The organism is Pseudoalteromonas sp. APC 3495, from assembly GCF_030407645.1.
Classification (GTDB): domain Bacteria; phylum Pseudomonadota; class Gammaproteobacteria; order Enterobacterales; family Alteromonadaceae; genus Pseudoalteromonas; species Pseudoalteromonas tetraodonis.
In genome coordinates this window covers 26,945-39,591 of the sequence record NZ_JASDDA010000025.1, presented here as the reverse complement: position 1 = coordinate 39,591, position 12,647 = coordinate 26,945, and the positions used below count along the sequence as shown (strand labels likewise).

Annotated in this window: 11 protein-coding genes; 1 reads left to right on the top strand and 10 read right to left on the bottom strand. The window is 41.9% G+C overall.

Features of this window, described 5'->3' with window-relative positions; genetic code table 11:
• The 10 genes from QL984_RS11360 to rsmD form a co-directional block, all read right to left on the bottom strand.
• Positions 1–819, bottom strand: coding sequence for a class I SAM-dependent methyltransferase (locus QL984_RS11360; RefSeq protein ID WP_058155290.1), 819 nt, complete (start codon positions 817–819; stop codon positions 1–3).
• Between the two features lie 109 nt (positions 820–928).
• On the bottom strand, positions 929–2,515 hold the full coding sequence (gene purH / locus QL984_RS11355; protein WP_028835592.1) for a bifunctional phosphoribosylaminoimidazolecarboxamide formyltransferase/IMP cyclohydrolase: 1,587 nt from the start codon (positions 2,513–2,515) through the stop codon (positions 929–931).
• 332 nt (positions 2,516–2,847) lie between these two features.
• Complete coding sequence (gene fis, locus QL984_RS11350; RefSeq protein WP_002957804.1) at positions 2,848–3,138, bottom strand: DNA-binding transcriptional regulator Fis; 291 nt, start codon at positions 3,136–3,138, stop codon at positions 2,848–2,850.
• 19 nt (positions 3,139–3,157) lie between these two features.
• The gene (gene dusB, locus QL984_RS11345) at positions 3,158–4,129 is read right to left on the bottom strand and encodes a tRNA dihydrouridine synthase DusB (protein WP_024601713.1); all 972 of its coding nucleotides are present in this window, start codon (positions 4,127–4,129) and stop codon (positions 3,158–3,160) included.
• Positions 4,130–4,411: 282 nt separating this feature from the next.
• On the bottom strand, positions 4,412–5,293 hold the full coding sequence (gene prmA, locus QL984_RS11340) for a 50S ribosomal protein L11 methyltransferase (RefSeq protein WP_290172782.1): 882 nt from the start codon (positions 5,291–5,293) through the stop codon (positions 4,412–4,414).
• Between the two features lie 71 nt (positions 5,294–5,364).
• Positions 5,365–7,209 (bottom strand): RNA polymerase sigma factor RpoD, encoded by a 1,845-nt coding sequence (rpoD, locus tag QL984_RS11335; protein WP_028835594.1) that lies wholly within the window; start codon positions 7,207–7,209, stop codon positions 5,365–5,367.
• A gap of 124 nt (positions 7,210–7,333) precedes the next feature.
• Positions 7,334–9,085, bottom strand: a complete 1,752-nt coding sequence (dnaG, locus tag QL984_RS11330; RefSeq protein ID WP_290172780.1) for a DNA primase — start codon at positions 9,083–9,085, stop codon at positions 7,334–7,336.
• A gap of 166 nt (positions 9,086–9,251) precedes the next feature.
• Positions 9,252–9,698, bottom strand: a complete 447-nt coding sequence (locus QL984_RS11325; RefSeq protein ID WP_008114877.1) for a GatB/YqeY domain-containing protein — start codon at positions 9,696–9,698, stop codon at positions 9,252–9,254.
• Between the two features lie 19 nt (positions 9,699–9,717).
• Positions 9,718–9,933, bottom strand: a complete 216-nt coding sequence (gene rpsU, locus QL984_RS11320) for a 30S ribosomal protein S21 (RefSeq protein WP_002957797.1) — start codon at positions 9,931–9,933, stop codon at positions 9,718–9,720.
• 145 nt (positions 9,934–10,078) lie between these two features.
• The gene (rsmD, locus tag QL984_RS11315; RefSeq protein WP_013465959.1) at positions 10,079–10,684 is read right to left on the bottom strand and encodes a 16S rRNA (guanine(966)-N(2))-methyltransferase RsmD; all 606 of its coding nucleotides are present in this window, start codon (positions 10,682–10,684) and stop codon (positions 10,079–10,081) included.
• A gap of 204 nt (positions 10,685–10,888) precedes the next feature.
• On the opposite strand from rsmD, the gene ftsY reads away from it, so the two are divergent.
• Positions 10,889–12,628 (top strand): signal recognition particle-docking protein FtsY, encoded by a 1,740-nt coding sequence (ftsY, locus tag QL984_RS11310; protein WP_290172779.1) that lies wholly within the window; start codon positions 10,889–10,891, stop codon positions 12,626–12,628.
• Positions 12,629–12,647 lie beyond the last annotated feature (19 nt).

Below are 12,647 nucleotides of genomic sequence, written 5' to 3'. Positions count from 1 at the left end.
TTAAAGCGGTTTTTTAAATTTCAGCGTCATACGGTCGCTTTCACCTATGGCTTTATATTTAGCGGCATCTTGCTCGCCAAGTCTAAGGCTCGGTGGAAGGGTCCATACCCCTTTAGGGTGATCGGCTGTATCAAGAGGGTTTGCATTAATATCGCTTTTTGCTTCAAGTTCAAAACCAGCTTGTTCAGCAAGTGCAATAACCACACTTTGCTTCATATAACCTGATGATTTTTGCATCTCATCATCTTGCTCTTCTGGTAGGCGGTGTTCAACCACACCTAAAGTGCCGCCTGGTTTAAGTGCTTTGTAAAAAGACTTAAACGCATTGCTTGCAGCTTCTTTATCTTTGCTCATGTACCAGTTATGGACATTACGAAAAGTCAGTACCATATCGGCGCTAGCCGCAGGAGCAATATCTAAATGTGTAGATGGGGCAAACTCAGTGAGTTTAACGTGACTAAAGCGGGCATCTTCAGCGATTTTAGCCTTAAAGCCAGCAAGAGAACGTTGGTAATAACCAACCGATGAATCAGCAGGGAAGTGCGCAGCATAATAGGTGCCTTGCTCTTTCAGCGCTGGCGCTAAAATTTCACTGTACCAACCACCACCTGGGGCAATTTCTACCACGGTCATAGATGGTTTAAAGCCAAAAAATTCGAGTGTTTCTACAGGGTTGCGGTATTGATCGCGCTCACTGCTACGCTCGCTTGCTTTAACTGCTTTTGTTAATGCTGAGTCGTGGCCATGGTTATGTGCCAACGCCATTGTTGAGCTTAATGACAGTGTGGCAACCAGTAGAGATTTTAGTGCAAATTTCATCGTCTAATCCTTCACATTATAATTGTTAGTCATGGTTATAGAATAAGCAGAATACGTGAATTTGGTGCAAACAAAAAGAGCTAACTGAACCCGTTAGCTCTTTATGCGATTAATGACGGAAGTGGCGCATACCGGTAAACACCATTGCCATTCCAGCTTCGTCAGCGGCCGCAATCACTTCTTCATCGCGCATTGAACCACCTGGTTGGATAACAGCAGTAATGCCAGCCTCTGCAGCTGCATCAATACCATCGCGGAATGGGAAGAATGCATCTGATGCCATCACTGAGCCTTTTACTTCAAGGCTTTCATCAGCGGCTTTAATACCGGCAATTTTAGCTGAGTAAACGCGGCTCATTTGGCCCGCACCTACACCTATAGTCATACCGTCGCGGGCATAAACAATGGCGTTTGATTTAACAAATTTAGCCACTTTCCAGCAGAATAATAAATCTTTAAGCTCTTGCTCAGAAGGTTGGCGCTTAGACACAACCGTTAAGTCGCCTTGCGTTACCATGCCTAAATCACGGTCTTGAATAAGTACACCGCCATTTACACGCTTAATGTCGTGACCTGTGCCTTTAGCTGAGAATTCACCACACTCTAATAAACGCACGTTTTGTTTAGCTGATACTATTTGAGCGGCTTCTGCACTTACGCTTGGTGCAATAATAACTTCAACAAATTGACGTTCAACAATCGCTTGTGCAGTCTTAGCATCAAGTTCTTGGTTAAAAGCAATAATGCCGCCAAATGCTGACGTTGGGTCTGTTTTAAAGGCGCGCTCGTACGCTTCTAAGATATTATCACCAATTGAAACACCACATGGGTTAGCGTGTTTTACAATAACACACGCAGGTACATCAAATTCTTTTACACACTCAAGTGCAGCATCGGTGTCGGCAATATTGTTAAACGATAATGCTTTACCTTGCAGTTGAGTGGCTGTTGCCACTGACGCTTCAGTGATGTCGTTCTCAACATAAAACGCGGCATCTTGATGCGAATTTTCACCGTAGCGCATATCTTGCTTTTTAGTGAATTGCATATTAATAGTACGCGGGAACTTAGTATCGATAGCGGCTTCTTCTGTGTAATCAGGAACCATTTTACCGAAGTAGTTAGCAATCATGCCATCGTACTGCGCTGTATGCTCATACGCTGCAATAGCTAAGTCAAAGCGTGTTTTGTAGGTTGTTGAGCCGTTGTTATTTTGCATTTCGCTAATAACACGGTCGTAGTCGCTTGCGTTAACAACGATCGTCACATCTTTGTGATTTTTAGCTGCCGCACGTACCATCGTTGGGCCACCAATATCGATGTTTTCAATAGCATCTTCAAGGCTGCAGTTTTCTTGAGCGACAGTATTCGCAAAGGGGTATAAGTTAACTACAACGATGTCGATAGCAGAGATATTGTTATCTGCCATTACGTCTTCATCTTGGCCACGACGAGCAAGAATGCCGCCATGAATTTTTGGATGTAGGGTTTTTACGCGACCATCCATGATCTCAGGGTGACCGGTGTGATCTGATACTTCAGTTACTTTAATTGCATTGTCAGCAAGTAGTTTACACGTGCCGCCAGTTGAAAGTATTTCAACACCTTGTGCTTCTAGTGCACGGGCAAATTCAACAATACCGGTTTTGTCTGACACACTCAAAAGTGCGCGACGTATAGGACGATGTGTATCCATTGTAGTTTGATTTCCTCAGTTAATGAGCTAGCTTAGAAGCGCGTATTTTAACTGATTACGACTCAAAAAACGACTTATAACGACCCATAAAGCGTGAGCATTTTGCAATTTCGTTAATAAATTTTACAAATAAAAAAAGCACCCTAAGGTGCTTTTTACTCAAAATACTTTATACCAGCTGTATTGGATTAGTAAGCAATTATAACGACAAAGAAATAAGTTAATAACAAGGCAAAAATTTTGCTGTGTAGTTATTCTACATAAAAAATTTTTAACGCAGTTAGGGGCTTATTTAGCTCGTTAGAATGATTACGGTTTCAATATAGCTGGTATTAGTTCATACCGTATTTTTTAAGCTTTTTACGTAAAGTACCACGGTTGATACCTAGTAAAATTGCCGCACGAGTTTGATTGCCACGTGTGTAAGTCATTACTTCTTCAAGCAATGGCGCTTCTAGCTCAGAAAGAACAAGGTCGTAAACGTCTTGCACATCTTGACCGTTAAGCTGCTTTAAGTAGTGGTGAACAGCTTTTTTCACTGCATCACGCAATGGCTGCGGTTTCTCGTGTGACTGAACATGAGGGTTAGTGATAAATGGAGAAGTCACGTTTTGTTCGAACATTATAAAGTCTCTTTCTTTCTTAGTTAGCTGCTAGTGTTTTAAAGTATTGCTCTAATGCGACGACCTGTGCCTCTGAATTGTCGAGCGCATTAAATACTCGCCTAAACTGACCGTCACTGTCATGGGTTTGCAAATACCAAGATACATGTTTGCGAGCGATTCGTGCTCCCATTGGCTCACCGTAAAACACATGGAGGTTGGTTAAATGCTCCATTAAAATACTGCGCACCTCTGCAATAGCAGGTGGCTGCATATGTTCACCAGTTCGCAAATAGTGGTCTATCTCCCTAAATATCCAAGGGCGACCTTGGGCGGCTCGACCAATCATAATGGCATCTGCACCCGTATAGTCCAAAACCTGCTTTGCTTTTTCAGGTGATGTAATATCACCATTAGCAACGACAGGTATCGACACTGAACGCTTTATATCCCTAATTGTGGCGTACTCAGCATCACCTTTATACATACATGCGCGCGTGCGCCCATGTACAGCCAGTGATGCAATGCCATAACGTTCAGCTATTCTTGCAATCTCTACACCATTACGGTTGTCCTGATCCCATCCGGTACGGATTTTAAGTGTCACAGGTATATCAACCGCGTTTACTACGGCATCAATAATCTCTTCCACGAGTTCTGGAAACTGTAATAAGGCTGAGCCTGCAAGTTTCTTGTTCACTTTTTTTGCTGGGCACCCCATATTGATATCTATGATCTGTGCACCGTTTGCAACATTGAATTGTGCGGCCTGTGCCATAAGCTCAGGGTCTGCTCCTGCAATTTGCACCGCACGTATACCCGACTCACCAGAATGATCCATTCGGTTCATCGACTTTTCGGTTTTCCAAACCTTCGGATTAGACGACAGCATTTCAGACACAGCAAGGCCAGCGCCTAAACGACGACATAGCTGTCTAAATGGTCTGTCCGTTATGCCCGCCATAGGCGCGACAATGACATTATTCTCAAGTTGGTATGAACCGATACGCACGATATTCAATAGGCCTCTTTTCAAGGGGCGCTAAGTTTACGGCTTTTTACGCAAAAATCAAAGGCTATAAATTGAACAAAAGTGACTTTTTTTTGCTCTTTTCGTATTGACATTTGATAACCGTATGACGAAGCGGTTTATTTGTGTGAATTTTGAACGGCTGTTACTTTTATAATAAAAAATCTTTATTTTTTATTATGTAAAAAAATAGTAAAGCCTGTTAAATACAGGCTTTAGATACGACTTTTGAGTTAATACTCTAAATTTTTTAATAACGCACTATTACGCTTTTTTAATGCCACTTACTCGGGTCCAATCGCCTTCAATGGCAATTTCATCGAGCTCAATAAAGGGCGCGTATATGTCAACAACCGATTGTGCTTGTTCTTCTAAAATTCCCGACATCGCAATTTTACCGCCTGGCTTTAATAATCCTAAAATAACACTATGAAGCTCACGCAGTGGTTGCGCTAAAATATTAGCTACTACAATGTCAGCAGTAAACTCAGGTTGGTTTTCTGGCAGGTACACTTCAAGCTTGTCAGCAACACCATTGCGATTAGCATTATCTAGGCTTGCTTCCAGCGCTTGTGGGTCAATGTCTATCCCAATCATGCGCTCAGCACCCAATTTTATTGCTGCAATACCCAATATGCCTGAGCCACAGCCAAAATCGACCACGGTTTTACCAGTTAAGTCTTGGCTTTCTAACCATTTTAAACACAGTGCCGTGGTGGCGTGTGTGCCAGTACCAAAAGCAAGACCTGGATCAAGTAGTACATTGACTGCGTCTGAGTCTGGAATATCGCGCCAGCTAGGACAAATCCAGAGTTTTTCGCCAAATTGAATAGGGTGAAAATTATCCATCCACTCACGTTCCCAGTCTTTATCTTCGAGTTGCTCAATTTTGTAAACTAAATTGTCTTTTAGCTCATCATGGCGTTTTAATAACGCAACCACTGCGTTCATATCGTGATTAGCTTCGAACAAGCCAATTACTGTGGTGTCAGCCCAAAATACAACAGTGCCAATTTTAGGCTCATAGATAGGCGTGTCTTTAGCATCAATAAAAGTAACAGAAGCACTGCCTGCTTCCATTAATAGGTCACTTACTGCATCAGCGGTTGCAGCATTGGCATTGATACGGATTTGGATCCAAGCCATGTTTATTTCCTTGAAATAGAAAAAAGGCCGCTACAGCGGCCTTTTAAATTAACTTATAATGTAACGCTAGATTATTTAGCGTCTAAAAAGCTTTTCAGTAAATCAGAGCGAGAAGGGTGACGTAATTTACGCAGTGCCTTCGCCTCAATTTGACGAATACGTTCACGTGTTACGTCAAACTGTTTACCTACTTCTTCTAACGTGTGGTCGGTATTCATATCAATACCAAAACGCATACGTAGTACTTTCGCTTCACGGGCTGTTAAGCCAGCGAGCACGTCGTTAGTTGCGCCACGAAGAGACTCCATTGTTGCCGAATCGATTGGCGAATCAATAGTGGTATCTTCGATGAAGTCGCCTAAGTGCGAATCTTCATCATCACCAATAGGTGTTTCCATTGAAATTGGCTCTTTTGCAATCTTAAGTACCTTACGGATTTTATCCTCAGGCATCATCATGCGTTCAGCTAATTCTTCTGGATTTGGCTCACGACCCATTTCTTGTAACATTTGACGTGAAATACGGTTCAATTTATTGATCGTTTCAATCATATGTACTGGAATACGGATGGTTCTTGCTTGGTCAGCAATAGAGCGCGTAATTGCTTGACGGATCCACCACGTAGCATAAGTTGAAAACTTATAACCACGACGGTATTCAAACTTATCAACCGCTTTCATCAGACCAATGTTACCTTCTTGGATTAAATCTAAGAACTGTAAACCACGGTTGGTGTATTTTTTAGCGATTGAAATTACAAGACGTAAGTTTGCTTCTACCATCTCTTTTTTAGCACGGCGCGCTTTCGCTTCACCAATACTCATGCGACGGTTTATATCTTTAATACGTTCAATGCTTAAGCCAGTGCTTTCTTCCATTGAAGTAAGTTTGCTAATACAACGAAGTATTTCAGGCTTCACTTCTTCAAGTTTAGCTGAATGCTTTTCGTTTGCTGCAATTTCAATATCAAGCCATGCTGTGTCAGTTTCGTTGTTTGCAAAATGCTTAACAAAGGTTTTCTTTGGCAGCTTTGAAACTTGAACTGCATGCTTCATGATAAGACGTTCTTGAACGCGAACTCTGTCCATCATTTCACGCATGTTATTAACCATGCGATCAAACTGTTTAGGTACGAGTTTAAAGGTTCTGAACAGCTCACCGATTTCTAAAATAGCGGCTTGAGACTCTGGATGAGAGCGACCTTTCTTATCGAATGTTTCACGTGCTTTGGTGTATAAATCACGTAAATTTTCGAAATGGATGCGCGCTTCTTCAGGATCTGGACCTGTATCTACTTCTTCTTCGTCTTCATCATCGCTGTCATCGTCATCATCGTCGCTGTCATCAAGTTGTTTTTCACTTAATTCAGAACCAATGTTGGTGGCAGCAATAGGTGGTGCTTCTTCTGCATCAGGATCGAAAAAGCCAGAGATAATATCGCTAAGACGCATCTCTTCTGCTTCAAACTTATCCCACTGTTCAAGTAGGTAAGTGATCGCTTCTGGGTATTCAGCAACCGAAATTTGAACTTGGTTAATGCCTTCTTCAATACGCTTAGCGATAACAATTTCGCCTTCACGGGTAAGAAGTTCAACAGTACCCATTTCACGCATATACATGCGAACAGGGTCAGTTGTACGGCCAATTTCTTTTTCTACAGTAGCAAGGGCTGCAGCGGCAGCTTCCGCTGCGTCTTCGTCTGTCGTGGTTTCTTGCATCATTAATTCATCGGCATCAGGCGCGTTTTCGCTAACCTTGATACCCATGTCATTAATCATGCTAATGATATCTTCTACTTGATCTGAGTCGATAATATCTTGTGGAAGGTGATCATTAACTTCTGCAAAAGTTAAATAACCTTGCTCTTTACCTTTTTGAATCAGAAGTTTTAATTGTGACTGAGGAGTTGGATCCATAGAGATTGTTTCTTCCACTCTGATAAGTTGATACAACAGGCGCCATCATGGAGTTTGCTCAAAGGCTAACCAGAATAATGTGACGCAGTGAATAGCACAGTATAACAGCCTAAATCAAATCTGACTAGCTGTTCGTTGCTTTTAACGCTGTCATTAGTAAATGACATTCTAGTCGTTCGTCGCTATTTAGGCCCTGTGTCTTGTCTTTTATTAATAGGGTCTCTAGTCGATAATTTAAACACTGATCTTCAATAAATTTGAAAGTATTTTGGAAAACAGTCTCTAAACGCTCTTCATTTATTTGATGTTGCCATGTCGCTAACTTAGTTAATGGCTCGTAGTCATCGGTGTCCCGAAATGATTCAAGAATTTGTGCGGTGGTAATGCCATCTTTTTGTAATGCTTGATGTTGTAGTCGCAATAATAAGCCAATACCCGCAATATTCATTTGAGCTAAATCGGGTAAATAGGGCACACTTTTAGCCAAGTTAGGGTGCTGAATTAAAATCCCTATTGCTTGGCGCATGGGTGTAATTTTAAATTTTCGTTCAATTGCTTGCTGCTGTTTTGGCGTTTTTAAGTGATTATTGAGTTGCTCACGGGTGCGGCCAATCAATCGCCCAAGTTGCTCTAGGATATTTTCTTGGTAAAACTCACTTGGGATCTTTTCAATCAGGGGCAGTGCCGCACTGAGTAACTTAGCCTTACCGGAATCTAGTGTTAAATCAATCTCTTTACTTAGTTTATTAAACAGCACTTTAGTGAAGTCATCTGCGTTTTCAAGGCGTTGCTCAAAAGCTGCTTTACCTTCTTGTTGTACGAGTGAATCAGGGTCTTCACCATCGGGTAAAAATACAAAATGCAGTGCTTTGCCATCGTTTAAGTAAGGCAACGCATTTTCGAGTGCGCGCCACGCAGCATCTTTACCTGCACGGTCACCATCGTAACAACAAATAACTTTATCTGTGGTTCTAAATAAAGTGTGCATGTGCTCGCTGGTTGTCGCTGTACCAAGGGCTGCTACGGCATATTCAATACCTTGTTCTGCCAGCGCTACTACGTCCATGTAGCCTTCAACAATCAGTACATGGTCAAGCTTCTTGTGTGCTTGTTTAGCTTCATAAAGGCCATAGAGTTCAAAGCCCTTATGAAATATGCGCGTCTCCGGAGAGTTTAAATATTTAGGCCCTTGATCGGCTTGCATTACTCGCCCACCAAAAGCAATAACGCGGCCGCGTTTATCACGAATTGGAAACATTAAGCGATCACGGAAAAAGTCGAACTGTTTGCCTGGGGTTTTCTCAGATGCGAGTTTAAGCTCAACTAATTGTTCTTTTTGTTCTTGGTTTCGCCCAAGTTGTTGGCAGAGCCCTTCCCATTCGCTGGGCGCATAACCTATCATAAACTTTTTAACGGTTGCACCGCTTAAGCCGCGACCTTTAACGTAATCGATTACCGCTTTAGAGTTACTGTGATGTTTTAACTGATGTTGATAAAAGCGTGCTGCATGCAGCATTAGATCATAGTCTGAACGTTTTTGTGCCGCTGTGCGCTCTGGTCCATTACTGCTCCCTTGTTCGCGAGGAACATCAAGGTTAAGTAAACTGGCTAGTTCCTCAATTGCATCAACAAACTCGAGTTTGTCATACTCCATTACAAAAGAAATAGCATTGCCGTTAGCGCCACAGCCAAAGCAATGATAAAACTGTTTATCTTGCGATACGGTAAATGAAGGCGACTTCTCATTATGAAAAGGACAGCAAGCTTGATAGTCTTTGCCCGCTTTTTTCAACCCTACCTTTGAGTCAATCAGGTCGACAATATCGGTTCGTGCCAATAAATCATCGATAAAGTTGCGTGGGATCTTTCCAGCCATTGTTTAAAGTACAGCCCTAAGATAAATAGAAAAGTGATGAAAACGAATTATAATACGCAAAGATTTGAACACAAATGCATAATTTTTTGAAGTACTAAATATCTAAACGAAGAAACCGAGCTCAAGGCTCGGTTTACTTCAATCATACTAAATGTATGTGGGGGTATTAGGCAGTTAATCGTTGCTTAATTAAACCTGAGATTTTGCCCATATCGGCACGACCTTCGGCTTTGCTTTTGATTATACCCATTACTTTACCCATGTCTTGCATACCTGCTGCATTAGTATCAGCAATAGCCGCGTCAATGAGAGCAATGATTTCTTCTTCACTCAATTGTTGAGGTAAAAAAGCTTCAAGTGCTGTAATCTCATTGGCTTCAATTTCAGCTAAATCATCACGCCCAGCATCTTTGTACTGAGTGTAAGAGTCGCGACGTTGTTTAACAAGCTTCACTATAACGGAGGTAATACCTGCGTCGTCTAGTGTTATTTGCTCGTCAATTTCACGTTGCTTGATTGCAGCAAGTACCATGCGAATAGGATTAAGACGTTGTTTGTCTTTAGCTCTCATCGCATCTTTTTGCGCATCTTTTAGCGTTATTAAAAGGCTCATTTATACAAGACCTAATATATTAGTATAATTTAACGCGACGAGCGTTATCACGAGAAAGTTTTTTCATGTGACGTTTAACAGCAGCTGCTTTTTTACGCTTACGCTCAGCTGTTGGTTTTTCATAGTGCTCGCGACGACGAACTTCTGAAAGGATACCTGCTTTTTCACATGAACGCTTGAAGCGACGAAGTGCTACGTCAAACGGTTCGTTCTCTCTTACTTTAATTACTGGCATTAAAAATTCACCTACCTAAATTATGAGCGTTGCTCAAGTTGATCAAACATTGATCAAGTGGTTCAAAAATGGTGCGGTATTGTAATCCGAAGCAACACCACATGTAAAGGATAATATTAACAGAAACACAGCAGCTAAAACAGTGTTAATTTATATGGCGTTGGTACAGCCTACAAAAAACCTGACCTGCCTTTTTCTCTTTAATTAACAACCAGTTATTTGGTGCTTTAAACGAGGTTAGCTCAGTTTCTACTTCAACATATATCAATGCTTCGGGGTCGAGCCATTGATTATTTTCCAATAAATCACAGCATGATTGAGCTAAATTTTTGCGAAATGGCGGGTCAATAAAAACCAAATTAAATGTGTCACTGGTGTTTTTTCTCTCTAAAAACGTCAGTGTATTGGTATTAACGACTTGCGCGTTTTGTGCATCAAGCGTCGCAATGTTTTGCTCTAATTGTTTTGCTGCTTGTGAATCAAGCTCTATGAATGTGGTGTGTTTTGCAAAACGCGACAATGCTTCAAATCCCAATCCACCGGAACCGGCAAAGCAATCGAGAGTGTGCGCATCGCGGGTATCGTGCATCAACCAATTAAACACCGTTTCTTTAATTCGGTCGGTTGTAGGACGCAGACCTTGAACATCTTTTACTGGCAGTTTTCGACCGCGAAATTGGCCGCTAATGATTCTAATAACCCCATCAGCTGATTTATGAGTGGTGTTATTTTGTGTGGTTTTTTTTCTCATTTAACTCACTAAAAATTGGTATCTATGATCTAGCTCAGATAATATTGCAATCATATCACGGCGTGTCATTTTTCAACTGCGCTAAAAGTGTTACTATTATGCACCCTCGAGGATAACGTGTTGCTAAAAGCAATTATTTAGGCTTAAAAGCACGCTATCATTATCGTTAGTTTATCAGATTTTTATAAGTGGTTATTAGCAAGTATGGCAAAAAAAAGTAAATTCATGTCGTGGCTCGGTTTTGGCAAGTCAGATAAAAAACAAGCAGAAGCTGATAAACAACAAGCATTAGCAAAAGAGCAGGCAGAAAAAGCCGAGCAAGAACGTTTAGCTGCAGAGCAAGCTGAGGCAGAGCGTTTACAGGCTGAAGCAGAAGCCGAGCGTATAGAACAAGCTCGAATTGCAGCTGAACAAGATCGTTTAGCACAAGAGCAGGCAGAAAAAGCCGAGCAAGAACGTTTAGCTGCAGAGCAAGCTGCGGCAGAGCGTTTACAAGCTGAAGCAGAGGCCGAGCGTTTAGAGCAAGAGAAACAGGCGCAAGCACAGCGCGCAGCGGCAGAAGAAAAACAAGCGATTGAACACGCTAATGCAGAGCTATTAGCTAAACAGCAGGCAGATGCAGAGCAACAAAGACAAGAGCAAGCCAAACGTTTAGCAGAACAAGAAGCGCAAATGCAGTTAGAGCAAGAGCGCATTGCAGCAGAAAAAGCTGAGAACGAGCGTTTAGAACAACAGCGTATTGCAGCAGAACAAGCTGAGAACGAGCGTCTAGAACAACAGCGTATTGCAGCAGAGCAAGCTGAGAACGAGCGTTTAGAACAACAGCGCATTGTAGCAGAACAAGCTGAGAACGAGCGTTTAGAACAACAGCGCATTGCAGCAGAGCAAGCTGAAAATGAGCGTTTAGAACAACAGCGTCTGGCTGCTGAAGAGGAGTCTGAACGCCTAGAGCAACAGCGACTGACCGCAGAGCTTGCAAAGGAAGAAGCTATAAAAGCGGAAAAACCTAAAAAAGAAGGTTTTTTCTCTCGCCTCAAAAAAGGCTTACTGAAAACACGCGTTAATATTGGTTCTGGCTTTGCCTCAATTTTCAGCGGTAAAAAAATTGACGATGAGTTATTTGAAGAATTAGAGACTCAGTTACTCACTGCCGATCTTGGTGTTGATACCACAATGAAGCTAATCGATAGCCTGACCGACGCCGCTGATCGCAAGCAGCTTAAAGATGGTGATGCGCTTTATGAATTAATGAAGCAAGAAATGGCAACTATGCTGAAAACAGCAGAGCAGCCTTTAGAAATACCAGCAGACAAAAAACCTTTCGTTATCCTTATGGTAGGTGTAAACGGCGTAGGTAAAACCACCACCATTGGTAAAATGGCGAAACAATTTCAAAACCAAGGTAAATCGGTAATGCTTGCTGCCGGTGATACATTTAGAGCCGCAGCAGTAGAGCAGCTTCAAGTTTGGGGTGAGCGTAATAGTATTCCTGTTATAGCTCAGCACACTGGTGCTGATAGCGCCTCAGTGGTATTTGATGCCTTTCAAGCCGCTAAAGCGCGTAATGTTGATGTGTTAATTGCCGATACAGCAGGGCGCTTGCAAAATAAAGATAACTTAATGCAAGAGCTTGAAAAAATAGCCCGTGTGATGAAAAAAGTAGACCCAGATGCACCGCATGAAGTGATGCTGACAATTGATGCTGGCACAGGCCAAAATGCTATTAGCCAAGTAAACTTATTTAACCAATGTGTAGGTTTAACAGGTATCACACTATCAAAGCTTGATGGCACCGCTAAAGGCGGGGTTATTTTTGCCGTTGCTGATAAGTTTAATATTCCTATTCGTTACATTGGTGTAGGTGAAAGTATTGATGATTTACGCACCTTCAAGAGCGATGACTTTATTGATGCGCTATTTAGCCAAGATGAGGACGACGTTTAATTTACCAAAAGGGAGCCTG

Coding starts and splice junctions, on each gene's coding strand:
- QL984_RS11360 (WP_058155290.1), bottom strand. CDS start 819: ATGAAATTTGCACTAAAATCTCTACTGGTTGCCACACTGTCATTAAGC.
- purH (WP_028835592.1), bottom strand. CDS start 2,515: ATGGATACACATCGTCCTATACGTCGCGCACTTTTGAGTGTGTCAGAC.
- fis (WP_002957804.1), bottom strand. CDS start 3,138: ATGTTCGAACAAAACGTGACTTCTCCATTTATCACTAACCCTCATGTT.
- prmA (WP_290172782.1), bottom strand. CDS start 5,293: ATGGCTTGGATCCAAATCCGTATCAATGCCAATGCTGCAACCGCTGAT.
- rpoD (WP_028835594.1), bottom strand. CDS start 7,209: ATGGATCCAACTCCTCAGTCACAATTAAAACTTCTGATTCAAAAAGGT.
- dnaG (WP_290172780.1), bottom strand. CDS start 9,085: ATGGCTGGAAAGATCCCACGCAACTTTATCGATGATTTATTGGCACGA.
- QL984_RS11325 (WP_008114877.1), bottom strand. CDS start 9,698: ATGAGCCTTTTAATAACGCTAAAAGATGCGCAAAAAGATGCGATGAGA.
- rpsU (WP_002957797.1), bottom strand. CDS start 9,933: ATGCCAGTAATTAAAGTAAGAGAGAACGAACCGTTTGACGTAGCACTT.
- rsmD (WP_013465959.1), bottom strand. CDS start 10,684: ATGAGAAAAAAAACCACACAAAATAACACCACTCATAAATCAGCTGAT.
- ftsY (WP_290172779.1), top strand. CDS start 10,889: ATGGCAAAAAAAAGTAAATTCATGTCGTGGCTCGGTTTTGGCAAGTCA.